This window comes from Methanocalculus chunghsingensis, assembly GCF_018132105.1.
Taxonomy (GTDB): Archaea; Halobacteriota; Methanomicrobia; order Methanomicrobiales; family Methanocorpusculaceae; genus Methanocalculus; species Methanocalculus chunghsingensis.
Window position 1 is genome coordinate 1 of the sequence record NZ_JWHL01000023.1, and the last position, 25171, is coordinate 25171.

The following is a 25171-nucleotide window of genomic DNA, read 5'->3' on the forward strand; positions in this document are numbered from 1 at the left end:
TAGCCTGTTACGATCCTAAAAGAGATGACACGAAAGATTCAGGCTACCTTCTTCCATTTGATCCCCCAGGCCATTTCATCCTCAATTTCGGGATTGTCCCCTCTTTCCTCTTCTTCCGGTAGATCGCTCCCCCAAAGACCATCATGAAGATGATCCCGAAGATGGCGATCACAAGCACCATGAAGATGATCTGGGGGTCCCTGAAATTGGCGGTGACGACGACGAGGGCGGCTGAGACGTTCCGGAAGCCGGTGCCAAAGGAGAGGACCTCGCGGTTCTGCCGGTCTGATCCGCCCATCAGGTACCCGATCAGAAATGATCCAAGGATGAAGAGGATCACGACAAGCACTCCCTGAAGGCCGAGGACTGCACCTGCCTTCATGGTGAAGTCACTGGTGAGGAGAAGGAAGAGATGGATGAGAAGCACGAAAATAATCGAGAGATCTGAACTCCGGCTGACGACCGGATGGAGCCTCTTTGCCACCTCCGGGAGCCGTGCCCGCAGTGCCATCGTGAGGATAAGCGGGATGAGCATGAAGGTGATGAGATAGAGGGCGGTGCTGCTCTTATTGATCGATACGTCTCCGATCAGGAAAGGCAGAACGATCGGCATATAGAGGATGGTTACCAGGATGAGAATCAATGTCAGTCCGACGGCATAGGCGACATCCCCTTTCAGAATCGAGATCGCCTTTGGGAGTGATGGGGCACCGGCAGCGGCAGCGACGATGAGAAGGCCGGTTGCAAGACCGCTCTCAAGGGGGATGAGCGTCAGGATCAGGAGGGCAAAGAGCGGGACGGCAAGGAAATTTGCAAGGAGCGAGATGGTGAGGAGCCCTTTCTTCTTCCAGGGGACGAGGATCTCTCCTATCGTCAGGTTGAGCCCCATCGCAGCGATGCTGGTGATGACAAAAAACCAGATCGCATAGTTGCCGATATCGGATACCAGCGGGTTTGCAACCATTCCTTTCCCCCTCCGGAGTCACTGATTGGATGGTGGAAGTTAAAAAACAGTTGCAATTTTCTATATACCAAACATATACATGAGCTGAGAAATCCGGACTGGACCCGGATAACCAGCGTTCATTACGCTCTTTGTAAAAAAATACGAAATGATTATTGCTCATCTCCCCTTTTCTTATACACCGCAAGGAAAGAGGGCTTCGTCATAGAGATACCATATCCGGGGTGTTCTCCATAGGTTGATTGGGTGCATACAATCGCCCATCCACCGCCACCTCCGTCATAATCCGATGCATACTTCCCAGATGCCGCTGATCAAACCAGAGCCAAAATACGTGCTCCTGCTCCCCCCAGTTCCTACGGTTGCCTGAGTGAACGATCATGATTACTACACCAACAATTATACGATTTCTTGGATTACTGATTGTCTTCACCTGCATGGTTGGAGGTGCCAGTGCCGCCGGATCGCCATCAGCTGACTTTTACGCCACGCCTAAAAACGGCAGCGCCCCATTGGCGGTCGCATTCACTGACGCATCAACCGGGGATGCTTCAGGTTGGGCATGGTACTTCGGGGAGCAGATCATCGATCCGGAGTGGACAGAGATCTCGACAGATGCAGGATGGTCGCCCCGGGGAGGTCATTCAATGGTTGCCCTTTCCGATGGGAGCATTCTCCTGATGGGAGGCATTGAAGATGGTGCCTACACCCATGATGTCTGGCGATCAGAGGACGCCGGCACCACCTGGAGCCTGATTGCTGATGCACCCCGGTGGCCACCCCGCGTCTCCCATAGCAGCCTTCTCCTCCAGGATGGAAGTATCCTTATTATGGGGGGCTTATTTTGGGATGGTGGGCAATATCTCGATTATAATGATGTCTGGCGTTCAACCACCAAAGGCGCTCACTGGACGAAGGTAACCGATGAAGCCGCGTGGACGGCCCGCGATGGCCTTACCAGTCTTCTCCTTCACGACGGCAGCATACTCGTGATGGGAGGATGGGACAGGACCGGCCAGAAGAACGATGTCTGGCGTTCAAATAATAAAGGAATTTCCTGGTCCCAGATCTCGTATCGGGCCGAATGGCCGGCCCGGACATACCATTCCAGTCTTCTGCTCCCGGATGGGAGTATTGTCCTGATGGGTGGCTACGTGGAAGATGAAGGTGAATGGTCATACTACAATGATGTATGGCGCTCAACCGACAATGGTGCCACCTGGATTGAAATGACATCGGATGCCGGGTGGTCGGCCCGTGATGGCCATACGAGCGTTGCACTCCCCGATGGGAGCATTCTTCTGATGGGAGGCAGGGATGATGATACGAGGTATAACGATCTCTGGCTTTCAACAGATTCCGGGGCCACCTGGACAGAGATCACTCCTGAGGCGGGCTGGCATGCACGTGACCGTCAGGACAGTCTGCTCCTTCCTGATGGGAGCATTCTCGTCACAGGCGGCTGGCATTATGATGGAAATGACGAGTTTACCTACTTTAACGATGTCTGGCGGCTGGAGACAGCCAGCTCAATGATACAGAACCCTTCTCATCTCTATTCGGCTCCGGGCAGCTATAGCGTCACACTCCGGGCATTCAATGCCGCAGGGTTTTCCACCCTCACAAAAGGGGATTTCATCACTGTCACCGATCCTGCCCCGCCAGAGAGACCGGCTCCTCCTGCCACCCCTGAGCCTGAAGAAACACCAGTTCAGACACCAACACCAGAGGAGTCTCCGGTTGTCTATGCACCGGTTCTGCTCATGATCGCAGGGCTGATTCTGTGTGCGATGCGAAAAGAGGAATAATCTTTTTTTGATCGATATAATAAAATCAGTTCCTCATACTCATTTTCCCGACCCAAATGCCATATCTTCAAGTGACATCAATACGATACTGCCGGGGTTACAGATATATATCTAAACGTTGATTTTGTAAACGTAGTGTGTAGTTTGCATCAGAATAGAAGGGATTCGATCATGACAATTGGAGAACGTATCAGGATACGGAGGAAGTGTCTCGGGCTGTCCCTGCGCGATCTGGCACAGAAGATCGAGAGATCACATACGACAGTGGATAAGTATGAAAAAGGTCTTCTTGTACCCGATTCGGGGATAATGGTCCGCATGAGTGAGGTGCTTGAGATCCCGCTTTCAGCACTTCTCAGGCCATCCCGCCATACATGTGAGATATCCGGGAACCAGATCAGTTTCCGGACAAAAAAGATTACCGGAAAAGAGAGAATACGAATTGAAGCAGAAATGAAAGATTGGCTGGAGCGCTATCTCACCATTGAGGAACTGAGCGGAATCCGCCGAAGATTTGAGATGCCCGATGGATTCCCAAGAGAAGTGTCATCATATGATGAGGTTGAAATGGCAGCAGATGATCTTCGAAAAGCATGGGATCTTGGGGATCATCCAATTGATAATCTTACCTCATTGCTTGAAGATAAGGGCTTGAAGATAGGAATTATCAGAGGAATTACAAAATTCGATGCCCTCTGCACCAGTTATGGTGATGATCTTGTCATTCTGATGCGAACCGGACTCACCTATGCACGGCAGAGATTTACCCTGGCTCATGAACTGGGACACTGCCTCCTGATAGCAAAGGACGATATGGATCATGAGAAGGTAATGCACCGGTTTGCAGGTGCATTTCTGGTCCCTTCCAGACGAGCCTTCTTTGAACTCGGAGATAGCCGCAGGCACATATCGATTCACGAGCTTACCCTCTTGAAAGAGAAGTATGGACTCTCAATGAGTGCCTGGATATACCGGGCATCCGATCTTAAGATTCTATCAGCAGATACCCATACCAAGATGAGGAAAGAGTTCTCAGTACTTGGATTAAATCGAAAAGAACCCGGTGATGAAAAAGCTGGTGATGATCCAGTTTCCCTCGAATCACTTGTCTATCGATCGCTTGCGGAAGGTATGATCTCAATCTCAAAGGCAGCAGAACTCCTGAACCTGAATATCGCTGACGTTTACAGCCTGAATGGAGAGGCATTGCGTGACGGTACCTCCCTTGTATGTCATTGATACAAACGCGATCATCGATCTGCTTGAGGCGGATCTGATAGCGGATCTCTTTTTGCTCCCCTGTAGATTCGTGGTCTCTGATTTCGTTCAGAAAGAGCTGTTGCACCCCCCGTTTACAACGCTTGTTGATCTGGGCCTCTCTGTCCAGTCTCTGAGCCAGGATTCGGTTCATGAATTAATGGATCTGATTGACAGGTATCCACACCCCTCGTATGCCGATCTCTCTGTACTGGTTCTTGCAAAACAGGTAAAGAGACCACTCCTGACCGGAGACAGAGCGCTCATCCATGTAGCGGTTGCACATGGAGTTGAATGGTGTGGCACCTGCTGGTTACTGGATTACATGGTGAATTCCAGAGTGATCACCCCCGAAAAGGCCATCAGTTCATTGCAGAAGATGCGTTTACAGAAGCGCAATCCACCGCAGGATGAATGCCGACAGACAATCCTGCAATGGAAGAAATATCAGGGATTATTCTGACCTTTTCAGGAAGAGCCCTCAGGATCGGATATCTCTATCCTTCAGCTTCTGACCAATTCTTATCCATCACACCGATGCCTTCCTGAAGAGGAATGCCCCAACGACGATCATCACCACCGTGCTGGCACCAAGCGCCGCCAGGCATACGAGCGGGGGGATGGCCGATGTGCCGAGCAGCCCATAGCGGATCCCCTCGACGCCATAGGTGAGCGGGTTGACAAGTGTCAGGGGTATCACCCATTCGGGCAGACTCGCGATAGGAAAGAGTGCCCCGGAGAGGCCGAAGATCGGGAAGATAACAAAGTTCATGATCAGCTGGAAACCGTGCATATCCTCCATCTTCGATGCAATGGCAATGCCAAATGCGGCAAAGCAGATGCCGATCAGCGTCATGAAGAGAAAGGCGATGAGAAATCCCTGGACTGTGGGGATGCCAAGTCCGATGAAGAGCGATAAGACGAGGATCAACGCCCCCTGGATGACGGCCGTCGTTGCCCCCCCGGCGGTCTGGCCAAGCATAATCTCAAGCCGCGAGACCGGTGCAACAAGCGTCTCTTTCAGGAATCCAAACTGTTTATCCCAGATGATCATGATTCCCGAAAAGACCGAGGTGAAGAGTACCGCCATTGCGATGATCCCGGGAACGAGGAACTGGAGATAATTCTCCCCGGTACTGCCAGGTATCTGCACCACCTCATTCAGCCCGAATCCAAGAGCCAGGAGGAAAAAGAAAGGCATTCCAAGGCTCCCGACAATCCGGCTCTTTGAACGGAGATAGCGCTTCATGCTCCTGAGCCAGAGGGTATAGATGATATCCATCTTTAGTTTCTCCTCGGCATCATCATCCGCATCCGATCTACCGCTCCCGCCTCTTCCTGCCGCATCTCCCTGCCCGTATAGTGGAGGAAAGCATCCTCAAGGGTGGGCTTTCTGATCGAGATGGATCTAATCGTATAGCCCTCCCCTCCGATGATGCGGAGGAGTTCGAGCAGGTGATCTTCAGCAGATTGAAGCCGGATGATCACCTGCCCGTCGTACTGTTCCGCGCCCAGAATCCATGGGGCTGTGATCCCGCCTGCGATTCTGTCTGCATCGGGGGATGTGATGGAGACGACGTCCTCGCCAACCCTGTTCTTCAGGTTTGCAGGGGTATCCATCGCAACGATCCTCCCCCGGTCAATGATCGCAACCCGGTTGCAAAGCCGGTCTGCCTCGTCCATATAGTGGGTGGTGAGGATGATGGTGATCCCCTTTCTCCTGTTCAGGTTCCGGATATACTCCCAGAGATGGTTTCTGGTCTGGGGATCAAGACCCAGTGTCGGCTCATCCAGAAAGAGGACGGACGGCTCATGAAGAAGGCCACGTGCAATCTCAAGCCGCCGCCTCATCCCTCCCGAAAATGTCTTCACCAGGCTATCCTGCCGGTCTTCCAGCTCAACGAGCCGGAGCATCTCACCAATCCGCGCCTCCCTGATCACCTTTGGGATGCGATAGAGCCTGCCATGGAAATCCATATTCTCCCATGCGGTCAGCTCCTCATCCAGGCTCTGGTCCTGGAAGACGATTCCGATGGCTTTCCGGACACCATCCTGATCGTTTTGGATATCAATACCATTGAGAAGAGCCCTGCCCGATGTGGGTTCAAGCAGGGTGGAGAGCATGGAGATTGCGGTTGTCTTTCCGGCACCATTCGGACCGAGGAGGCCAAAGATCTCACCCTCCTTTATCTCAAAGGATATGGCGTCAACTGCCGTAAAATCCCCAAATCGTTTCGTGAGACCATCTACAAGAACTGCCGCCATATTCTTACTCTCAACCATTTAATAGAACCAGAAAGCTCCCTCAACAGAAGCTGTTGAAGATCCTAATCATCAGAAGAACGTCCCTAACGATATGGCTTGCGACATCGCATTAATCCAGTCTCAGGAGATTTGAGACACCCATACCTGATCTCAGAAATGTACTGCGCCTCTACTTTTATTACCCGGCCCCTCATTCTAAGGAACAGGTATGCCGGATGAATGGAAGGTGACGATCACGGTAACCCTGAAGGTCGGCGGCGCATCAACGAGGAAGGAGGCGGAGAAGGCAGCACTTGAACGGCTCTTTGCCCTTCTGAAGAGCGGTGCCGAGATCCCCTGGGATACAACCGTTGTACCGTTGAAGGAGCACCGGGGGGATGAGCCGGTATTCGGGGTCCGATGGGAGTAACCCGCCACCCCCGTCTTTGAAACGATTCACTCCGATCTTCTATCCACATCGCCCTTCTTATCTCCTTAGGCCGCCAAGATCGATCACCAATGTATGATATCGTCGTCGTTGGGGGAGGGCCGGTCGGTGCGACCGCCGCACGGTTGTCTGCTCAAGCGGGCCTCTCCACACTCCTTATTGAAGAACACGCCACAATAGGAGATCCCATTCAGTGCGCAGGCCTCCTCAGCTCATCTGCCTTTGCCGAATGCGAGGCTTCGGAACGGTCAGTGTACAACACCGTTTCAGGCGCCCGTATCATCTCCGGAGCAGGTGATGAACTCCTTTTCGATGCAGGAGTCACAAAGGCCTATGTCGTCGACCGCTCTGCCCTGGACCGGGAGATGATGATGGCGGCAGGTGATGCCGGTGCTGAGATCCGGGTGAAGACCTATGCACGATGGAGACGACCCGGCCTGATCACCATCCAGGGATCGTCAGGGAGTGAAGAGATTCCGCACCGGATCTGCATCGCCGCTGACGGGCCACGGAGCTCCATCGCACGGGCAGCCGGGCTTGGACGACATCGGTATCTCCTCTCCGGCATACAGGCGGATATCCCTTTTGCATCTGATCCACGGTATGTTGAACTCCATCCTGATGCATCCCCGGACTTCTTCGGATGGGTGATTCCAATATCGGCGGAACGTGCCAGAGTGGGGCTCTGTGGAACTGCGGATGTCGGGGAACGCTTCAACAGGTTCATCAGACGATATACCGATACATCCGTCCATATCGCCACCGGAGCGATCCCACTTGGTCCGCTCGGGCAGACCTATGCCGATCGCCTGATGATCTGCGGGGATGCCGCCGGATTTCCCAAGCCGACCTCGGGCGGGGGGATCTATACCGGGATCCGATCTGCCCGCCATGCCGTTGCCACCGCTGTAAGGGCTCTCGAATCAGATGATGAGAGCAGACTCTCTGAGTATGAAGATCTCTGGAGGGCGGACTTCGGCCGGGAACTCTCCCTTGGCCTCCGCCTCTTTGAGATGCGGGGGAAGATGACTGAGGACGACATAAATATCGCGATCAAAAAGCTCTCCCAGCCCGATATTCTTCGGATCATCGTTGAGGAGGGCGATATGGACAGACCGGGCCGGCTCATCAGGCGGCTGATGGGCAGGCCCGATCTTCTCACACTCTTTGGGCGGATCGGGATGACAACGATCCTCAGGGGTCTGATCTGAACCCTTCTTCTGACCATATCTTTCATCTCATCAAAGCGCCAGATGGGTACCTATGGAAAGCAAATTCGGACGGGGCTTCGTTGTGAACCTGGTCCTCCTCAGCAAACACTTCGCCCTTCCCCCTGAACAGGCCTTCTACGGTGCATCTGACCACCTCACCGAGATGCAGATCCCTCCGCGACTGAAAGGCACCGAGGCCGAGGAACTGATGATGCGACTCAAGAAGATTGTCATCTGGCATAAGATCGGCATCAATGACAAACAGGATGCCGAAGCCGCGCAGAAGATCATCAAACGGCTCGTCATCGCAGTTGATCGGGAGCTGGGAATCGAGGATCCTGATATGGGATCATTTGACTGAATCCCGCCCGTTTTCATCAAATAGGGAACTATATCATCCCTGAGAGCCAATATATATACCAGAGCAGACGGCATCTCCCCGTCTGCAGAGATAACGGCAGGTATGTTATTATTTAAAAAAATGAACCCATATCTGCCCTAATCGGAGCCATGCATGAATAGTACATACAACGCAGAACAGATCACCGTTTTAGAAGGTCTCACTCCTGTTCGAGAGAGGCCTGCGATGTATATCGGCAGCACGGACAGCCGGGGTCTGCACCATCTCATCTACGAGGTTGTGGATAACTCCATCGACGAAGCACTTGCCGGTTACTGCAGCCATATCAGCATCCAGATCAACACCGACGGATCCTGTACCATCGAGGATGACGGTCGTGGTATTCCGATCGATATCATGCCCAAGTATGGAAAGAGCGCCCTCGAAGTGGTGATGACCATACTTCATGCCGGAGGAAAGTTTGACAAGAACTCCTACCAGGTATCGGGAGGTCTTCATGGCGTTGGTGTATCGGTTGTCAACGCCCTCTCGGAATGGATGACCGCCGAGGTCTTCAGGGGAGGGAAGATCTATTCGATACGGTTTGAACGTGGTGTGGTCGTATCGCCGATCTCATCTGTCGAGGAGTCGGAGGAGGAGCAGAGACGCCGGTTAAAGGATCGATACGGATCTGCGGCTTCATCAATGAATATACACGATCCCTCTCTCATGAGTGGAACCAGGATCACCTTCAAACCGGATGCCTCAATCTTTGAGACGACCCATTTTGATTTTGATGTCATCAGTTCACGGCTCAGAGAGCTTGCCTTCCTCAACAGTGGTGTCAGGATCAGGATCCTGGATAAACGCAGCGGTGATGGTGAGACCTTCCATTATGAAGGCGGACTCATTGAGTTTGTTAAATATCTCAATGAAGGAAAAGAAGCGATCTACCCTGATGTCATCTACTTTGGAAAGAAGGATGAAGAGAACAAGATCGAGGTGGATGTCGCCATCCAGTACAACACAGGATACAGCGAATCTGTCTTTGCATTTGTAAACAGCGTTAACACACGGGAAGGTGGAACGCATCTTGAAGGGTTCAGGTCTGCACTGACACGGGCCATCAACACTTCGGCAAAGAAAAAGAATCTTCTCAAAGGAGATTTCTCCCTCAAAGGTGATGATGTTCGTGAAGGACTCTGTACGGTTATCAGCCTCAAGATTGCAAACCCCCAGTTCGAGGGGCAGACGAAGATGCGGCTTGGCAATTCCAATGTCAAGGGAATCGTCGACTCCCTCGTCTATCAGTGCCTCTCTGAATACTTTGAGGAGCATCCAAAAGTTATCACCATCATCACCGAGAAGGCATCCATGGCGGCACGGGCACGTGAGGCTGCACGAAACGCCCGTGAGCTTGCCAGAAGGAAAAGTACTCTTGAATCATCCGGACTCCCGGGCAAGCTGGCCGACTGTTCGGAACGGGATCCGTCAAAGAGTGAGATATATATCGTCGAGGGAGATTCGGCAGGTGGATCAGCCAAACAAGGGCGAAACAGGCGGTTCCAGGCCATCCTCCCCCTGAAGGGAAAGATCCTCAACGTTGAGAAGGCGACTGAGCACAAGATCCTCAAGAATATAGAGATCAACGCTCTCATCTCTGCAATCGGAACAGGGATCGGGACGAACTTTAATCCTGAGAGGGCACGGTACCATCAGATCATCATCATGACCGATGCTGATGTTGATGGAGCACATATCAGCACCCTCCTTCTCACGTTCTTCTATAGATATATGAAAGAGCTGATAGAGCTTGGTTATATTTACATCGCCCAGCCCCCTCTCTACCGGATTGCCAGGGGCAAGAATGAGCGTTATGTCTTCCGTGAGGAGGAGATGCGAAAAGCCCTCAAAGAGATGGGGGAGACCGGGGTCCATGTCCAGCGATACAAGGGTCTTGGTGAGATGAATGCAGACCAGCTCTGGGAGACGACGATGAATCCTGAGAAGCGCGTCCTCAAGCAGGTGATGATCGAGGATGCCATCCATGCAAACGACATCTTTGAGAAGCTTATGGGAGAGAATGTTTCAGCACGAAAGGATTTCATCAAGCGCCATGCAGGGGAGGTGAAGAACCTTGACATCTGAGGAAGTAGCAGCACACGTCATCCCGGTCGCGATCGAGGATGAGATGAAGAAGAGTTACATCGATTATGCGATGAGTGTCATCATCGGCCGTGCCATCCCTGATGTCCGCGACGGGTTAAAGCCGGTCCACCGGAGAACCCTCTATGCGATGTGGGGATCCGGGAATACCTCGGATAAACCATTTCGGAAATCGGTCAAAGCCGTCGCAGCAACGATGGAGAACTATCACCCCCACGGAGACTCGGCGATCTACGATACCCTCGTCAAGATGGCCCAGCCCTTCAGCTACAGGTATATGCTTGTTGAGGGGCAGGGTAACTTCGGCTCCATCGACGGCGACTCTGCCGCGGCAATGCGATATACCGAGGCCCGCCTGACAAAGGTCGCAGAGTCACTTCTTCTTGATATCGAGAAGCAGACCGTTAATTTTATTCCGAACTTCGATGGTTCGACGACTGAGCCTGCGGTCCTCCCGTCACGGATTCCTAACCTCCTCGTCAATGGGACGAGCGGGATCGCGGTTGGGATGGCGACGAATATGCCCCCCCACAACCTCGGCGAGGTATGTACCCTTGTTGAGCGGTTCATCGAGGATAGCGATCTTCCACTTCAGGAGATCCTCTCGATCCTCCCCGGCCCGGACTTCCCGACCGGCGGACAGATCATGGGGAGAGACGGCATCGTCAACGCCTACACAACCGGATATGGTCGTATCATCGTCCGTGGTGTTGCAGAGATCGAGATTGGGAAACGCGAAACACAGCATATCATCATCACCGAGATACCCTACCAGGTCAATAAGGCACGGCTCATCGAGCATATCGCAGAGCTCGTCCGTGAGAAGAAGATCGAGGGGATCAGCGATCTCCGTGACGAGTCAGATAAGGAAGGCATCCGTATCGTCATCGATCTGAAGAAGGGGATCAACGCAGATGTGATCCTGAACCTGCTGTACAAGCATACGCATCTCCAGACGACCTTCGGCGTCATCAACCTTGCAATTGTTGATGGACAGCCGAAAGTTCTGCCAATCACCGATCTCCTCCGCCATTTCCTTGCCCACCGCGTTGAGGTGATCAGGCGGCGGTCCGAGTTTGAGCTTAAAAAGGCACGTGATCGGGACCATATACTCACAGGCCTCCTGATAGCCCTGGATCGTATCGATGAGGTGATCGCAACCATCCGGGCATCGCCATCCGTCGAACAGGCAAGCCTCGCCCTCATCGATCGGTTCTCCCTCGATGAAGTACAGGCGGACGCCATCCTGAAGATGCAGCTCCGCAGGCTTGCGGCGCTTGAACGGCAGAAGATCGAGGATGAGAAGAAGACGCTTGAAGCAGAAATTGCCCGCCTTCTTGAGCTCCTCTCAAGTGAAGCCAACATTCTCAGGGTGGTGAAGGAAGAGACAGTCGCCATCCGTGAGCAGTTCTCTGATCCACGCCGGACAGAGATTGCCGAGAGTGCGGAATTCCTTGATAAAGAAGCACTCATCGAAGAGAAGCAGGTCTTCGTCGCACTCACCGAACAGAACTATATCAAGAGAATGCCCCTTGAGACCTATCGCCAGCAGCGGAGGGGTGGCCGTGGCATCATCGGGATGTCAACGAAGGAAGAGGACTGTATCGCCTCCGTCTTCGTCGCGTCAACCCACGACTATCTCCTCTGTTTCTCTGATAAAGGGAAGGCGTACTGGCTGAAGGTCTATGATATCCCCGAGGGATCACGGACGTCACGCGGCAAGGCAATCGTCAACCTCCTCGAACTGAACAATGAGACGATACAGACGGTCATCCCGATCTCCAGCTTCAGAAGCGATCACTTCCTCTTCTTTGCAACGAGGAATGGAACCGTCGTCAAGATCGCTCTTGATCAGTTCAAAAATCCCCGGCAGTCAGGGATCAATGCAATAAAACTCCGGGAAGGAGATGAACTCGTTGATGTCAAATGGACCGACGGAGGTCGCGAACTTATCCTGACGACACGGCATGGCCAGAGCCTGCGGTTCCATGAAGAGACGGTCCGGGCAGTCGGCAGAGGCGCGATGGGGGTCAGGGGAATCTCGCTCCGGCATGGTGACCAGCTCCAGGCAGTCACTGTTGTTAACTTCGACCACCTCCTGACGATGACCGAGAAGGGCTACGGGAAGAGGACCGAGTTTGAAGAGTTCCGGGGTCATGGACGTGGAACCCTGGGGGTCCGGAATATCGTCACCGACACCCGTTCCGGGATGGTGGTCGCCTCCCGTTCAGTCGCAGATACCGATGAGATCATCGTGATGACCGCATCAGGGATCGCCATCAGGATGCGGGTCGACGGGATCACCATCCAGAAGCGGAGTACACGCGGTGTCCGGATCATCCGGCTTGAGGATGGCGACCGGGTGACCGGGTTTGCGACCATCACCGCAGATATGCTCCCTCCTGAAGGAGAGGAAGAGTCGGGTGACGAACCCGAAGACGACCAGAAAGAATAGATGCATGGGCGGGTATATCCCTCTCCCATGTACCAGACCCGGATACAGATCAGGACCTCTGGCGAGGGAGATATCATCGATATCACCTCTGCTCTTTCGGATGCCGTTCGTACAAGCGGCATCCAGACGGGGGTCCTTCACCTCTTTGTCATCGGATCCACAGCTGCCCTGACGACGATCGAATATGATCCCGGTGCGCTCGCGGATCTCCGTGAAGCTCTTGACCGGGTCGCGCCGTCTGGTGCCCCATATGCGCATGATGCCAGATGGGGAGATGGAAACGGGCGATCCCATGTCAGAGCAGCCATCCTCGGCCCATCGATCTCTATTCCTGTAGCAGAAGGAAAACTTCTGCTCGGAACATGGCAACAGGCGATCCTTGTTGAGCTGGATATCCGCCAGTCACGGGAGAGGATGATCGTCCTGACGATCCTCCCCTGAAAAAAAGTTAATCGAGTGGTATTGATTCAAGTTGTGAGACGAGTTCCCAGATACGGGTTCGTGCATGCACCGGCATGTTTGGATCATTGCTGACCTCGTCGATCTTGGAGATTGCTGTTGCAGCCCTGAGTCCGGGAGCATCTGATTCATTCAGAAGAATAAGCCGGGTCTCATCTGCAATCCTCCGGATATTCCTCGGAATAGTATTATCCTCCGTCATCATTTGTAAAATCTGTACACAATTGCGTATTGTATTGTCTGTTGGTACCAATGAAAGCCCTCCATCTTGCCCTCTACTATTCCCCTCATAGGTTTATATAGTTTCATGACTCAACAGATGATTCTTTATCTCTTCTGCACTATAGTACACCGTTTCACATGGGAGAAATTGACGAGATAATGGCAGATTACCTTTTGAAGGGTGCAAAGATGCTTGCGAAGACCTGTCCGGTCTGCCATGCACCTCTTTTTGAGTACAAAGGGGAACGCTTCTGCGTCCTCTGTGCAAACAACCCCCGGAGTGAAGATAATGAAGAGAAACCGCCTGCGCCCCTGCAGGAAGAAACAACAGCATATAAAGAACCGGTGATTGAGGAGAGTCACCAACCCAGAATTCTTCAGTCTGCCCAGCAGTCTTCAGTAGAGGAAGCAATTACAGCTTCGATCAGTATCCTCTCTCAGCGGATGGCGGCAGAGCCGGATCCTTCCCGGTGCCTCATCTATATGCAGACGATCAGAGAAGGGGCTGAGGCGATCCGGATTCTTCGGGGAGAATAGATTCTTCCCCCGGATCCACCATTTCATCACCAAGTGTTGTCTGTTCTGACTCCTTCTTCGCCCGGTCCCGGAGTTTTTTGACGCCGCTTGCCATCGCCTTCTCCTTCCGGTTGCTCACCCACCGGTTCGCCTCATCTGATGTTCCTTTGGTGACAAGAACGATGATACGTCCCGCACTGCTTCTCCCGGTCCTTCCTTTCCGCTGGATACTCCGGATCTCAGACGGGACCGCCTCATAGAAGATGACAAGATCGGTGGATGGGATGTCAAGACCCTCCTCTCCGATGGAGGTGGCAACAAGGACCGGGTACTCCCCCTCCCGGAACTTCCGGATCGCCTCAATCTGCTTCTTCTGGGAGAGTCCTTTCTCCTCTGCCCGCGATGCCTGGCCAACGAACCGACAGGCTGCGATCCCCTCATCTGAGAGATGCTGGACGAGCATCGAGACGGTATCACGGTAGCTGGCAAAGACGATAGCCCGGCTCTCCGACTCATTGATCAGGAGATCATGGATGATAGATGCGGTAATTCCGGCCTTGGGATGAAGCTCTTCGGTGAAGCCGGAGACGATCCGCATCACCTCGGAGAATCGAAAATCCCCGATCATCCGCTGGCTCGCCTTGCTCCCCTTCTTTGACCGCCCTTCCGCGTCGAGCTTCTCGATATAGGAACGGAGTGCGGTCGAGCCCTGCGACTCGGCGAGGATGACGGCATGCCGCAGCTTCATAATCTCGGCAGAGAGTGATGCTGCCTGGTATGCCGTCGGATCACCGGCAGCGATCCGTTCCTGAATGGTGGCGTTGAGCTGGGTGAGGGCTTTCATCGAGAGATTCTGGCGACGGGGGAGCGAGTAGTTCAGACCAGTGAGCGTGCCCAGACGGGTATCGATCATGCCATCAATAAGGGTCACCACTACCCTGAGAGGTTCGGGGAGAGGTACCGCGATGTACTCTACCGTCCGCTCGTGGATATACGGAATGACGTCGGCGTCATCCTCATCCCGGCTCTCGACCCGGGTTATCCCAAGATGCGTACAGATCTCAGCAACCCGGACCCGGTCGCTCCCGGGAGAGGCGGTCATCCCAAGGATAAGGGGGTTTCTTCCGCTCTGTATGTACTCCTCTGCAAGGTAGGTGTATGCATATTCACCGGTTGCACGGTGGCACTCATCAACGATGAGGAGGGAAACATCCGAGAGAGAGTACCGGCCGGAGATAACATCATTTTTAATCACCTGCGGTGTTGCACAGCAGATTTTGCATCGCCTGAATATTTCGGCACGCTTCTCCGGTTTTGTATCTCCGGTGAAGCTGATACAGGCATCATCATCCCCCTCAGGAAGCGCAATAGCATGCTGAAAGAACCGTAGGTGCTGATCCACAAGGGGTTTGGTTGGAGCAAGGAGAAGGATCTTCCCATCTGTATTCAGGAGCCGTGACGCGGCAACGAGGAGGGCGATGACGGTCTTGCCAAGACCAGTCGGGAGGACGACCAGCGTATTCTCCTCAAGTGCCTGCATCGCGATGGCAAGCTGGTACTGCCGTGACTCGACCGTTCCGGATTTGATAAGCGGGTGCTGGATCGTCTTCATCTAAAGAAAAAAATCAGGGTGCAGGGAAGGTCATCTCCCCACGTATCAGGCGCCGGACGGTCACCGGGATCTCCTGGATCGGAATCCGGATCTGCTGCATGCTGTCACGGTCACGAAGTGTCACCGTGCCATCCTCTTTTGATTCATAATCGACGGTGATGGCAAATGGTGTGCCGATCTCATCCTGCCTCCGGTAACGCCTCCCGATTGCTCCTGAGTCATCATATTCTGCAAGGATACCTTCTGTTTTGATGGCATCCGTTATCTGTCGGGCGATGGTGTCGAGGCCATCGCGTGTCATCAGCGGAAAGACTGCTACCTGAATCGGAGCGATGGGAGGAGGAAGCCGGAGGACACTTCGTGCCTCTCCCTCCACCTCGTCCTGATAGAACGAATGCTCAAGGACGGCATAGAGGATCCGATCGATACCATAGGATGGCTCGATGACGTGCGGCCTGACCTCCTCACCCCGGACGAGGATCTCTTCGTCACGGACATCATAGAGTTCAGGGTCAATATGGATAATCTCTTCATCCAGAGTGATCCTGAGGCCATCATCCCCGGGTATTCCGGCTGCGATCATCTCACCGACCTCCTTTGCCCGTCCTTTAAACCTCGGTCCGAGAAGCCCCATCTTCGGAACCACTGCAACCCTCCTCTCCATTCTGGGTTCCGGATATTGGATGAAGACGGTCATCTTCTCACCACTCACCTTCGCATGGGCAGTGAGATCATAGTCGGTCCGATCGGCAATTCCGACCGCCTCGACCCATCCAAACCGGGCAGAGAGATACTCTGCATCCCAGCAGTCTGCTGCATAATGGGCTCGTTCATCAGGGAGGTGCTGGCGGAATCTGAGCTTCTCTCCATCGACACCGATCCGGACCATGAAGTCATGGGTCAGGGCGAGATAATAGGCAACATACTCATTTGCCACAAGGCCGCATTCGACAGCTTCACGCATTGTTACACTGACCGGATCAAGGCCTTCCTCCTGGTGATCCATCCCGTAGAGCGGCATCTCATATTCCGCATACCGGGCGAAGTTTGGATGATCCTTCTTCTCGGGATGAACAAAGATCTCTGCTTCGGCCTGGGTAAATTCCCGAAGCCGGATCATCCCCTGCCTTGGTGATATCTCATTTCTATAGGATCGCCCGATCTGGACGGCTCCAAAGGGGAGTGAATCGCGATAGAACCTGAGAAGCCGCCCAAAGTCCGTGAAGATCCCCTGTGCCGTCTCGGGACGAAGATAGCCAGTCCGGCTTCCTCCAGGGCCGATAGAGGTGGTAAACATCAGGTTGAATGAAAAGACCTCAAGATCAGCGAGTGGTTTTTTACAGGATACACAGCTCTTCCCCTCGAGTCTCTGCGTCAGCTGCTCTTTGCTCAATGATGAGGCATTCCGTATCTCATATTCTTCTGCTACGTGATCTGCCCGGAAGAAGTCACGACAATGCGGGCACTGGAACATCTTATCTGAGAATCCCTTGACGTGACCAGATGCAATATAAATAGGCTCTATGCCGACGGTTGGACACTCAATCTCATAGTACCCTTCCATGACGATATAAAAATCCCGCCATATGTCTTCGATTCGCCTCTTCATCATTGCACCGAGAGGGCCATAATCAATGAAGCCGGCAACTGAACCGTAGATCTCACCTGACGGCCAGACAAAACCCCGGCGCCGTGCAAGATCAATCACCTTCTCATATATATCCACCATTGATATCACGACTCTTCCACATCTATTGGATGACACCGTATTTGATATGATTGCCATTCCAAAAACCAGCAAATTATTTAACCTGTGAACCCGATGAGATGTGAATATCGATACAACAGGTCGTTACCTACATGGCTACCAGCAGTAAACAGAAAGATCTTCTCAAGCTCTTCGCCGATATCACCAATAAAACAACGATTGTTGAGCCGATGAAGAAGATCCACGGAACCCTCCGGGATCAGGACGCAGTTGAACGAGAGATCGCCCTTATCATGAGAGAAATTCTTGAGGCAGGCCATTTCAAGACACGTCTTGAGCCAATTCAGCTCGCGCGTCTTATCGCCCTCTATCATGCTGGCAAGAATGATACAGAGATTGCACGCAGCCTCGGAGATGAGAAACTCTCAAAAACAGTTGCACGTGCACGTGTACGTCTGAAACTCTTCCGGGATCTGGACTTCAAGATGCCGTTTGATCCGGCTCACCTTGAAGAGCTGGTTGCATCCGGGATCACGATGAAGGAAGTCTCAGAAAAGCTCGGGATCAGCCCATCCACACTCCGGGAGTACAGACATGTTCTTGATGAACAGAAAGATACCACCCTTGATCCCTATCTTGAACGTATTCGCGATGTCATGGAAGACCGCGATCTTACCGAACAGATGACACTTGGCGTCACCCGGGACAGCCTTGGTGATGCCATCGATACCACTGAAGCTGAGATGGCCGATCTCACCTAACCTTTTTTAGGTATCCCCCTCATCTGAATGCATGTACCTGACCTATCTCGGACATTCATGTATCCTCTGTGAGGGGACCCGCCGGGTTCTCATCGATCCGTTCATTCCCTCCGGGGAATCTGCCCCTGATGCCGATATCGTCTGTGTGACCCATGCCCATGCCGATCATCTTGGCCAGACAGTCAGCCTTGGAAAGCCGACAGTTGCACCAAATGAGCTTGCCAGATATCTCATTGGAGAAGGAGTGCCGGCTGAAGCACTGAATATCGGTGGTGGAATTGAGATCGATGGGGTTGGAATTGTGATGTGCCCTGCCCTCCATTCATCATGGCTTGAAGATGCCGCTCCGGGCTATTATGGAGGGCCTGCCTCTGGATATCTCATTACGATGGATGGGGTGACGATCTACCATGCAGGCGACACCGCCCTCTTCTCAGATATGAAGCTGATAGCCGATCTCTATCATCCTGATGTCGCACTCCTTCCGATTGGAGGGCGGTTTACGATGGGGCCGGAGGAGGCGATGATCGCCGCACGGTTTATCGGAGCCCCGCTGGTCATTCCAATCCATTACAATACCTGGGATAAGATAGCCCAGGATCCCGTTCCATTTAAAGAGGCTATCGAAACGACGACTGATATGAAGGTGGCGATCCTCAAGCCGGGTGAACGGATCGATCCCTCGAATCCGAAAGATATTCTCCCCGGATGACGTACCTTTCAGTATGAAATGGTATCTTATCCTCATCCCCCTCCTCATCCTGACAGCAGGATGCGTCGGGGCAGAGCATGGAGAAGATGTGCCGCAGCAGACTCAGGGGGTCTGGATCCATGATTCGGGATCCCCGGTCTTCCTCTTTCAGTTTAATCCCGGAGGAATGGCACAGATATGGTTCATGGCACTTGATGATCCCGCCCGCCCCGGCCACCCGGTGATGGTTCAGGGAACCTGGGTTGAGGCGTCGTCAGGTATTGACATCGGGTACAAAGCACCACTCTCCGGTGAGGAACGGACGCTGCAGATGGAATTGAGTGGACAGAACCTTATCCTGACCGGTGCGCTCATGGAAGATGGAACTGCGATCGATATTGCTGATCTCAGGGGAACCCGGTTTATCAGGGGCGATTCGTATTCTGCTCCGATTATGGGTTTTGAAGATATTGATCTCTTTCTGAAGAGATGAAGAAATAATGGGGGCAGATGCCCGGATCAGACCGACCGCCGGTACTCCTCCAGGAGTGCGGTTCGGTATGCGTCTGCCTTCTTTGTCGGAATATAATTGAGCCTGCCTGCCCGGAGGAGGAGCTCTTCAGCTATCGCTGCCTCATCGGTGAGCTTCAGTCTCTTCACCTCGCTGATGATCCAGTCGAGCTTGTCGATCCCGGTCTCTTTTCCATCGACGAGGATGCGTCTGATCAGAATCTTATCAGGGGGTGTCCCCCCGCAGATGGTGCAGTAATCACCCTCATCTGCCATCAGAATCACTCCCTGATCATGATGAGTGCCATCTTGAATTTCGTGATTGCGGAGAGGGCATGCGGGGCGTTTGCAGGGAAGATGATGGTATCACCGGTCTTCATCGTAAAGGTCTCACCCGAGAGCCAGACCTCACATTCCCCATCAAGGATGGTGACGACGGCGTCATACGGTGCTGTATGTTCAGAGAGGCCTTCATCTTCATCAAAGGAGAAGATGGTGATATTGCCATGCGGCTGTTTGATCACCATACGACTCGCTACAGTCCCTTCCTGATACTCTACAAGCTCTTCCAGCCTGATGACTCGTCCTTTGAGGTCGTCACTCATATCCCAAGCTCTCTCCTTTTCGATTCGATATGTGCAGAGATCCCGTCAACTGCCTTCACCGGGTCCGGCTCAACCGAGAGGATCCCACCAGTTATACCTTTGAGGTCCTCTGTTAATAGTTTCACCAGATTCGGAGCCCCCGTCACGGTCGGGATCGGGTTGACATAGGTGTACAGACCGAATGCCAGGGCGAAGATGGCATCGATCGTCGCCTTTTGCTCCATATACTCAGGTGCCGCCGCCGCCACCGGAAGAGCGGTGACGGGAACATCAAGAGCGGCTGCCATGGCCCCGATGAGATCTGCACACCTGCCCGTGTCGGTGCAGGTACCGAATGAGAGGACCGGGGGTATCGAGAGTGCCTCACAGAGACCCTTGAGGCCGGGTCCGGCCCGTTCCTTCGCTTCAGGCGAGGCGAGGCCTGCGACCTGCAGGGCGGCACATCCACAGCCCATCGATAGGACGAGGATGTCACGCTTAATAAGTTCCTCAGCGATAGCGATGGTATGAACATCCTGGCCATGATCCCTGAGAGTGGTACAGGAAACGAGGCCACAGACACCCCTTATTGTGCCATCCTTGATGACATTGAGGAGGGGGTCAAGCGATCCCCCGAGAGCTTCAAGGATGCTCTCCGGTGAAAAGCCTGCAATTGCTGAACCTATCGGCAGGCCGGTGAGTGGGGCGACCGAACGCTTCCGTTTCGGGAAGTTCTCGATTCCGATACGGATCAGCCGCTCAGCCTGGGCATCTGCGGTCCCCGGGTTGTAATTTTCCCGTATCGTCTCCCCTTCAAAGGCAACGAGCTCACTGACCGGGACGAGGGAGAAGCAGTACTTTTCTGCATAGAGGGGATCCATCGGGAGCGAGCAGTTCATATCTGCAACAAATACATCGACTGCTCCGGTTGCAAGGACCGCCTCCTGCATGATCCAGTTACCGGTAAAACCGGCAAAGACTTCATCCATCTCCCACCGCTGAATCATCTCCTGTCCGGTCTCGATATTCGCGATCACCCGTATCCCTTTTGCACCGGCTGCACGGGCGGCCTCCTGGAGATCAGGACGGCGTGCCGTCTCGATGAGAGTAAACCCAAGGAACGGTTCATGCCCGTTTGGAAGAATATTGACATAATCGGGATCAAGAACACCGAGATCGACCTGCACCTTATGTGGCCTTGGGATTCCAAAGAGAACATCCTGGAGGGATTCAAGGACTATCTGGCTCTGGTAAGCCATTGCAACACCAAGCCGGAGTGCCTTCTTTGCAAGTGTGACATAGTACCCGTCAACATTCGTCAGCGAGGAGCCGGTTGAAAGGACCATCTCCCCATAGATGCCACCCGGGAAGATGCCAAGCTCCCGCCAGACCTTCTTCCGGTCTTCGGGTGCGAGCAGTTCAACGATCCTGCTCTCTTCATGGGATCTGCGGTGGAAGTCCTCCTGCAGGAAGGCGCAGAGTGCGGGCACATCGCCATCAAGGCCAAGGCGGGCCGAGAAGGCCTTCAGCTTCTCAGAATCCCGAATTGTAAAGGGGCCGGACCCTGCTGCCGCCTCCTTGAGAGTCCTGATCGTCTCTTCACAATGATACTGATAGGTCGATGCCCCCATCACATTGCGGAGGAGCATCATCCGCATCGCCATCCCGTCTGCCGAAATGCCGCAGACACCACGTTTATCAGAGGCGGCATCTGCACGGCAGGGGCCGTTTGAACAGAAATCACACCGCACCCCTCCCATACAGAATTTGCATCTCGTATCCGGGTTTGATCCAAGACCCTGGGCAGTGTATCGATCCCAGACATTCGACATTTCGTCCTCTTTCAGCCGTTCATAGACTTTTCTCACCGATTCATGGTAGGATATCCGGTTTGCATCCATCGCTCTCACCTATGGAACCAAGGTATCATTCAAGCAATATAATTCTTCGTGCATCTTTGCAGGGATATCATGACCGAGCATTTCTTTACCCTGTACGGAGAGGGGATAGCTATGCAATCGATCATCAACTGGGATGAGCTCTGGAAGGCGATCCATGTCAGTTCCCGATTCCGTACTGAGAAAGAGAAGGATCCCGGTGCTATATGGGATAAGAAGGCTCATGCCTACAGCCGGATTACCCGTGACGAGAAGGAGTCGACAAAGCAGGAACTTGACATGCTGGATCTCCGGCCGGAGGATACGCTTCTTGATATTGGTGCAGGGACAGGGAGGCTTGCCGTCCCGATTGCAGGGAAGATTTCACATGTCACCGCTCTTGATGCATCGGCGGGGATGCTCGATCACCTGAAGGAACGGATGGCGGCGGAGGGGCGGTCAAACTACTCATGTCTGACGATGCGGTGGGAGGATGCCGTGGTTGGGAGAGATGTTCCGGTGCATGATGTCGTCATCGCCGCCTTCTCACTCGGATTTTATGATGTCGGTTCAGAACTCCTGAAGATGGATGCGGCAGCCAGGCGGTCGGTGCATCTCTTCTGGCATGTCGGCCCCTGGCGTGAACCTGAGGAGATGGCACTTTACAGGGCGGTTCATGGGGAGGAGGGGGCCCGGCAGAGCGGATACCCGGATGCCCTCTTCCTCCTCAATATCCTGCATGATTACGATATCTATGCCGATATGCGGATCTACAGGGCCGTCTGGGAGACGGTCTATACATCTCCTGAGGAGGCGGCTGAACAGTGGATCACAATGCATGCCCCCGGATTTGAGGATCTGGATCTCGTTACCCGGCACTTTGAAGAGAGGCTGCAGAAGGATGATGACGGGAGGTTCCGGGAGACCTCTGTCAGAACGACGGCGATGATCTCATGGAGGAAGCGGGACTGAAGGATCCCATGCATGGATGATGTGACTTATGACTGAAACTGTGCCATATTATGTTACCCGGACGATCGGGGAGATTGAGGTGCGCAGATATCCGGAGATCGTTCTGGCTAGTGTCGTGGAGGCTGGCGATGAGAGCGGGTTTTCCCTGCTCTTCCGCTACATCACCGGCAATAATCAGGTGCGGGGAAGAGTCCCGATGACCTCCCCGGTAATCACCTCCCGAACGATTCCGATGACCTCTCCGGTCGTCTCAGATAAAGGATCCATCTCATTTGTTCTGCCAACAGGAATGCGAATCGATGATGTGCCTGACCCGGTGGATGATCGTATCCGGATCACCACGCTCCCGCCGAGGGATGTTGCGGTGGTTCGTTTCAGCGGCTATGCCGGAGAGGAGGACGTCCATAATGCCACCAGAAGACTGCTGGATGGACTTAAAGGAGCCGGGATCTCCACCCATGGGCAGGTGTTTCTGATGCGGTACAATCCCCCATGGACACCGGGGTTTCTGAGGCGTAATGAGGTTGCCATTGAGGTTCGTATCTGACCGGGCATATCCAGTGGATATATTGCGCTAGCGGGTTGGCATGAGCAGGGATCTCAACGCCATCATCCCGGTTGGCAGATCATGATCGATGAAGGGAGCGGGGTAATGAGGAGAGGGAATGTTTGTTTTTTATGGGGAAAGCATAGGAAATATGGTATTTGGAGATGCATCAATCGCTGATGCAATGTACCGCATAGAGTGGAACTGACCTGATTCCATTATCCAGTCCAAAATTTTTTGAGGATATCCTTATTGCATATTCAGAATGGTAGTGTTGTGTAAATTGTGTGAGACTTTTTGATCGGACGTTTCCTGAAGATTTCACTTCTATTGGGATGATATCGCCATATTTACTCTGAATAACAAAATCAACTTCTGCACTCCCCTTTGATTCCCAGTAATATGGGGTATATCCGTTTACACGCAGTGCGAAACAGACATAATTTTCTGTCAGGATTCCTTTGATGGTGTCCAGTCGTGCGCTATTCTGAAGAATCTGATCTGCGGGAATGCTAAAATGAACACAAAGAAGACCGGTATCTGTCATGTAGATCTTAAAAAACGATGGATCATGATGAACAGTTAAGGGCAGGACAGCTTCATTGACCTTATTGCAGAGGATAATAATCCCTGATTCTTTGAGCCAGTTAAGTGATGAGGCATAGGCATTTGCCCGTGCTCCGGATTTGATGACACGATACTGGAATTTTTTATTTGGTTTTGCAAGTTGTGTGGGTATGCTCCGAAATACCTCCATGATTCGTGTAGTTTCATCAGGAGCTGCGTATTTTGCCATATCCGCGATATAGGCATCAATGATATTTTTTTGAGCAGAATGAAGGTGGTCCAGGTCCTGTCGCTCCCTGTATTCAAGCACTGCACCGGGCATCCCTCCAACGACAAGGTACAGCCGGAAGAGATCGAGAGCTGTTTCATGCAGCGACATTCTGGTATTCGAATTATATGACTCTCTGATAAGATCCGCAAGTTCTTTTCTTCCATTTGCCCATAAAAACTCTTCAAAATCAAGCGGATAAAGGGATACCATCTCGACTTTTCCAACGGGGAATGAGTGGTGCTCCCGGTTCAGGGCGACTCCAAGCAGGCTTCCAGCGGAGATAATGTGATAGCCAGCCGGATCTTCACAGAAATATTTCAGGGAGGTCAGTGCCCTCTCGCATACCTGGATCTCATCGAAGAAGAGGAGCGTTTGTGAAGGATGTATCGTCTGCCCATATAAGGCGGCGAGTTCCTTTACAATCCGGTCGGGATGTAAATCACGGGCAAAGATGTTTACAGCCTCTGTATTCGCCTCGAAGTTGACATAGAGTACATTTACATAGTGCGTCTTCCCAAATTCAAGGACCGAGTATGTCTTCCCCACCTGCCGGGCACCATACAGGAGAAGAGGCTTACGATGCGGGTCATCTTTCCATTGGTGGAGTCTGACCGATATTTTTCGCTCCATAGACCTTTCTCTTCTCTTTCAACATGATAAAAGTGTTGTATATGTACACTTTTTGGATGGAAAAAGTGTTTTTCAAGTACACTTTTTAGAGGATAAGCTCCCTGTATACACCGTGACTACTCCCCCGACTAAAGTCAGAGGCATCTATGCAGTATTTGCAAGAGATTGTAGCCCCAATCTCATGATATTACGAGACGCATTCAGATCGCGATCCATAATCAACCCACAATGAGAGCAGGTATGGACTCGATCAGAGAGTGTCTTTTTCACGATGGCACCACAGGTTGAACACATTTGCGTCGTATGAGCCGGATTCACAAGAACAACCTTACAACCAGCTTCTTCCGCTTT

At 52.8% G+C, this 25171-nt stretch carries 26 protein-coding genes; 15 read left to right on the forward strand and 11 right to left on the reverse strand.

Features of this window, described 5'->3' with window-relative positions; translation table 11 throughout:
• Window positions 1–43 precede the first annotated feature (43 nt).
• The gene (locus RJ53_RS10745; RefSeq protein WP_211531632.1) at window positions 44–964 is read right to left on the reverse strand and encodes a bile acid:sodium symporter family protein; all 921 of its coding nucleotides are present in this window, start codon (window positions 962–964) and stop codon (window positions 44–46) included.
• 380 nt (window positions 965–1344) lie between these two features.
• Between RJ53_RS10745 and RJ53_RS10750 the strand changes: the two genes are divergently transcribed.
• The 3 genes from RJ53_RS10750 to RJ53_RS10760 all read left to right on the forward strand — a co-directional run bounded on the left by RJ53_RS10750 (window position 1345) and on the right by RJ53_RS10760 (window position 4492).
• Window positions 1345–2772, forward strand: a complete 1428-nt coding sequence (locus RJ53_RS10750; RefSeq protein ID WP_211531633.1) for a Kelch repeat-containing protein — start codon at window positions 1345–1347, stop codon at window positions 2770–2772.
• Window positions 2773–2943: 171 nt separating this feature from the next.
• A complete protein-coding gene (locus RJ53_RS10755) occupies window positions 2944–4011 on the forward strand; it encodes a helix-turn-helix domain-containing protein (RefSeq protein WP_211531634.1) in 1068 nt (355 codons plus the stop codon).
• Window positions 3983–4492, forward strand: a complete 510-nt coding sequence (locus RJ53_RS10760; RefSeq protein WP_211531635.1) for a PIN domain-containing protein — start codon at window positions 3983–3985, stop codon at window positions 4490–4492. Before RJ53_RS10755 ends, RJ53_RS10760 begins: the two co-directional genes overlap by 29 nt.
• Before the next feature lie 66 nt (window positions 4493–4558).
• On the opposite strand, the gene RJ53_RS10765 is transcribed toward RJ53_RS10760, so the two are convergent.
• Both RJ53_RS10765 and RJ53_RS10770 read right to left on the reverse strand, forming a co-directional pair.
• Window positions 4559–5311 carry an ABC transporter permease gene (locus tag RJ53_RS10765; protein ID WP_211531636.1) on the reverse strand — a complete coding sequence of 251 codons (753 nt, stop codon included), beginning with the start codon at window positions 5309–5311 and terminating at the stop codon, window positions 4559–4561.
• Between the two features lie 2 nt (window positions 5312–5313).
• Window positions 5314–6312, reverse strand: a complete 999-nt coding sequence (locus RJ53_RS10770) for an ATP-binding cassette domain-containing protein (protein WP_246496104.1) — start codon at window positions 6310–6312, stop codon at window positions 5314–5316.
• Between the two features lie 190 nt (window positions 6313–6502).
• On the opposite strand from RJ53_RS10770, the gene RJ53_RS10775 reads away from it, so the two are divergent.
• The 6 genes from RJ53_RS10775 to RJ53_RS10800 all read left to right on the forward strand — a co-directional run bounded on the left by RJ53_RS10775 (window position 6503) and on the right by RJ53_RS10800 (window position 13334).
• On the forward strand, window positions 6503–6703 hold the full coding sequence (locus tag RJ53_RS10775) for a hypothetical protein (protein WP_211531637.1): 201 nt from the start codon (window positions 6503–6505) through the stop codon (window positions 6701–6703).
• An 89-nt stretch (window positions 6704–6792) separates the two neighbouring features.
• Window positions 6793–7932: an NAD(P)/FAD-dependent oxidoreductase gene (locus tag RJ53_RS10780; RefSeq protein WP_211531638.1), complete on the forward strand. Its 1140-nt coding sequence runs from the start codon at window positions 6793–6795 to the stop codon at window positions 7930–7932.
• 52 nt (window positions 7933–7984) lie between these two features.
• Window positions 7985–8293, forward strand: a complete 309-nt coding sequence (locus RJ53_RS10785; RefSeq protein WP_211531639.1) for a hypothetical protein — start codon at window positions 7985–7987, stop codon at window positions 8291–8293.
• Window positions 8294–8446: 153 nt separating this feature from the next.
• Window positions 8447–10420: a DNA topoisomerase subunit B gene (locus tag RJ53_RS10790; protein ID WP_211531640.1), complete on the forward strand. Its 1974-nt coding sequence runs from the start codon at window positions 8447–8449 to the stop codon at window positions 10418–10420.
• Window positions 10410–12893: a DNA gyrase subunit A gene (gyrA, locus tag RJ53_RS10795; RefSeq protein ID WP_211531641.1), complete on the forward strand. Its 2484-nt coding sequence runs from the start codon at window positions 10410–10412 to the stop codon at window positions 12891–12893. The genes RJ53_RS10790 and gyrA overlap by 11 nt, the downstream gene beginning before the upstream one ends.
• A gap of 27 nt (window positions 12894–12920) precedes the next feature.
• On the forward strand, window positions 12921–13334 hold the full coding sequence (locus RJ53_RS10800; RefSeq protein ID WP_211531642.1) for a secondary thiamine-phosphate synthase enzyme YjbQ: 414 nt from the start codon (window positions 12921–12923) through the stop codon (window positions 13332–13334).
• Between the two features lie 7 nt (window positions 13335–13341).
• Here RJ53_RS10800 and RJ53_RS10805 read toward each other — a convergent pair whose 3' ends face one another.
• The gene (locus RJ53_RS10805; protein ID WP_211531643.1) at window positions 13342–13605 is read right to left on the reverse strand and encodes a UPF0147 family protein; all 264 of its coding nucleotides are present in this window, start codon (window positions 13603–13605) and stop codon (window positions 13342–13344) included.
• Window positions 13606–13733: 128 nt separating this feature from the next.
• Between RJ53_RS10805 and RJ53_RS10810 the strand changes: the two genes are divergently transcribed.
• Entirely contained in the window at window positions 13734–14111 is a 378-nt protein-coding gene (locus RJ53_RS10810; protein ID WP_246496105.1) for an Sjogren's syndrome/scleroderma autoantigen 1 family protein, read from the forward strand.
• Here the strand turns inward: RJ53_RS10810 and RJ53_RS10815 are convergent.
• The gene (locus tag RJ53_RS10815; RefSeq protein ID WP_211531645.1) at window positions 14068–15702 is read right to left on the reverse strand and encodes a helicase-related protein; all 1635 of its coding nucleotides are present in this window, start codon (window positions 15700–15702) and stop codon (window positions 14068–14070) included. The two genes, RJ53_RS10810 and RJ53_RS10815, sit on opposite strands and share 44 nt — an antisense overlap.
• 13 nt (window positions 15703–15715) lie before the next feature.
• On the reverse strand, window positions 15716–17431 hold the full coding sequence (gene glyS / locus RJ53_RS10820; protein ID WP_211531646.1) for a glycine--tRNA ligase: 1716 nt from the start codon (window positions 17429–17431) through the stop codon (window positions 15716–15718).
• A gap of 131 nt (window positions 17432–17562) precedes the next feature.
• Here glyS and RJ53_RS10825 point away from each other — a divergent pair, with 131 nt between their 5' ends.
• Genes RJ53_RS10825 through RJ53_RS10835 form a run of 3 tightly spaced genes read left to right on the forward strand, consistent with a single transcriptional unit; the run spans window position 17563 to window position 19355 of the window.
• The gene (locus RJ53_RS10825) at window positions 17563–18171 is read left to right on the forward strand and encodes a helix-turn-helix domain-containing protein (protein WP_211531647.1); all 609 of its coding nucleotides are present in this window, start codon (window positions 17563–17565) and stop codon (window positions 18169–18171) included.
• 31 nt (window positions 18172–18202) lie between these two features.
• The gene (locus RJ53_RS10830; protein WP_211531648.1) at window positions 18203–18883 is read left to right on the forward strand and encodes a metal-dependent hydrolase; all 681 of its coding nucleotides are present in this window, start codon (window positions 18203–18205) and stop codon (window positions 18881–18883) included.
• A 13-nt stretch (window positions 18884–18896) separates the two neighbouring features.
• Window positions 18897–19355, forward strand: coding sequence for a hypothetical protein (locus RJ53_RS10835; RefSeq protein WP_211531649.1), 459 nt, complete (start codon window positions 18897–18899; stop codon window positions 19353–19355).
• 26 nt (window positions 19356–19381) lie between these two features.
• Here RJ53_RS10835 and RJ53_RS10840 read toward each other — a convergent pair whose 3' ends face one another.
• The 3 genes from RJ53_RS10840 to cooS are packed head-to-tail and all read right to left on the reverse strand — an operon-like array spanning window position 19382 to window position 21857.
• A complete protein-coding gene (locus RJ53_RS10840) occupies window positions 19382–19648 on the reverse strand; it encodes an NAC family transcription factor (protein WP_211531650.1) in 267 nt (88 codons plus the stop codon).
• A 5-nt stretch (window positions 19649–19653) separates the two neighbouring features.
• Complete coding sequence (locus tag RJ53_RS10845; RefSeq protein WP_211531651.1) at window positions 19654–19977, reverse strand: cupin domain-containing protein; 324 nt, start codon at window positions 19975–19977, stop codon at window positions 19654–19656.
• Window positions 19974–21857 (reverse strand): anaerobic carbon-monoxide dehydrogenase catalytic subunit, encoded by a 1884-nt coding sequence (gene cooS, locus RJ53_RS10850; protein ID WP_211531656.1) that lies wholly within the window; start codon window positions 21855–21857, stop codon window positions 19974–19976. Before cooS ends, RJ53_RS10845 begins: the two co-directional genes overlap by 4 nt.
• 69 nt (window positions 21858–21926) lie before the next feature.
• On the opposite strand from cooS, the gene RJ53_RS10855 reads away from it, so the two are divergent.
• On the forward strand, window positions 21927–22805 hold the full coding sequence (locus RJ53_RS10855; RefSeq protein WP_246496106.1) for a class I SAM-dependent methyltransferase: 879 nt from the start codon (window positions 21927–21929) through the stop codon (window positions 22803–22805).
• 28 nt (window positions 22806–22833) lie between these two features.
• Window positions 22834–23352, forward strand: coding sequence for an SOUL family heme-binding protein (locus RJ53_RS10860; RefSeq protein WP_211531652.1), 519 nt, complete (start codon window positions 22834–22836; stop codon window positions 23350–23352).
• 169 nt (window positions 23353–23521) lie between these two features.
• Here the strand turns inward: RJ53_RS10860 and RJ53_RS10865 are convergent, their stop codons facing one another.
• Both RJ53_RS10865 and RJ53_RS11945 read right to left on the reverse strand, forming a co-directional pair.
• Complete coding sequence (locus tag RJ53_RS10865; RefSeq protein ID WP_211531653.1) at window positions 23522–24820, reverse strand: ATP-binding protein; 1299 nt, start codon at window positions 24818–24820, stop codon at window positions 23522–23524.
• A 144-nt stretch (window positions 24821–24964) separates the two neighbouring features.
• Window positions 24965–25171: zinc ribbon domain-containing protein (locus RJ53_RS11945; protein WP_211531654.1), on the reverse strand; the 207-nt coding region annotated here is incomplete at its 5' end.

Coding starts and splice junctions, on each gene's coding strand:
- RJ53_RS10790 (WP_211531640.1), top strand. CDS start 8,447: ATGAATAGTACATACAACGCAGAACAGATCACCGTTTTAGAAGGTCTC.
- cooS (WP_211531656.1), bottom strand. CDS start 21,857: ATGGATGCAAACCGGATATCCTACCATGAATCGGTGAGAAAAGTCTAT.
- RJ53_RS10765 (WP_211531636.1), bottom strand. CDS start 5,311: ATGGATATCATCTATACCCTCTGGCTCAGGAGCATGAAGCGCTATCTC.
- glyS (WP_211531646.1), bottom strand. CDS start 17,431: ATGGTGGATATATATGAGAAGGTGATTGATCTTGCACGGCGCCGGGGT.
- RJ53_RS10775 (WP_211531637.1), top strand. CDS start 6,503: ATGCCGGATGAATGGAAGGTGACGATCACGGTAACCCTGAAGGTCGGC.
- RJ53_RS10800 (WP_211531642.1), top strand. CDS start 12,921: ATGTACCAGACCCGGATACAGATCAGGACCTCTGGCGAGGGAGATATC.
- RJ53_RS10840 (WP_211531650.1), bottom strand. CDS start 19,648: ATGGCAGATGAGGGTGATTACTGCACCATCTGCGGGGGGACACCCCCT.
- RJ53_RS10845 (WP_211531651.1), bottom strand. CDS start 19,977: ATGAGTGACGACCTCAAAGGACGAGTCATCAGGCTGGAAGAGCTTGTA.
- RJ53_RS10825 (WP_211531647.1), top strand. CDS start 17,563: ATGGCTACCAGCAGTAAACAGAAAGATCTTCTCAAGCTCTTCGCCGAT.
- RJ53_RS10755 (WP_211531634.1), top strand. CDS start 2,944: ATGACAATTGGAGAACGTATCAGGATACGGAGGAAGTGTCTCGGGCTG.
- RJ53_RS10770 (WP_246496104.1), bottom strand. CDS start 6,312: ATGGTTGAGAGTAAGAATATGGCGGCAGTTCTTGTAGATGGTCTCACG.
- RJ53_RS10815 (WP_211531645.1), bottom strand. CDS start 15,702: ATGAAGACGATCCAGCACCCGCTTATCAAATCCGGAACGGTCGAGTCA.
- RJ53_RS10855 (WP_246496106.1), top strand. CDS start 21,927: ATGACCGAGCATTTCTTTACCCTGTACGGAGAGGGGATAGCTATGCAA.
- RJ53_RS10750 (WP_211531633.1), top strand. CDS start 1,345: ATGATTACTACACCAACAATTATACGATTTCTTGGATTACTGATTGTC.
- RJ53_RS10830 (WP_211531648.1), top strand. CDS start 18,203: ATGTACCTGACCTATCTCGGACATTCATGTATCCTCTGTGAGGGGACC.
- RJ53_RS10810 (WP_246496105.1), top strand. CDS start 13,734: ATGGCAGATTACCTTTTGAAGGGTGCAAAGATGCTTGCGAAGACCTGT.
- RJ53_RS10860 (WP_211531652.1), top strand. CDS start 22,834: ATGACTGAAACTGTGCCATATTATGTTACCCGGACGATCGGGGAGATT.
- RJ53_RS10835 (WP_211531649.1), top strand. CDS start 18,897: ATGAAATGGTATCTTATCCTCATCCCCCTCCTCATCCTGACAGCAGGA.
- RJ53_RS10865 (WP_211531653.1), bottom strand. CDS start 24,820: ATGGAGCGAAAAATATCGGTCAGACTCCACCAATGGAAAGATGACCCG.
- RJ53_RS10785 (WP_211531639.1), top strand. CDS start 7,985: ATGGAAAGCAAATTCGGACGGGGCTTCGTTGTGAACCTGGTCCTCCTC.
- RJ53_RS10780 (WP_211531638.1), top strand. CDS start 6,793: ATGTATGATATCGTCGTCGTTGGGGGAGGGCCGGTCGGTGCGACCGCC.
- RJ53_RS10745 (WP_211531632.1), bottom strand. CDS start 964: ATGGTTGCAAACCCGCTGGTATCCGATATCGGCAACTATGCGATCTGG.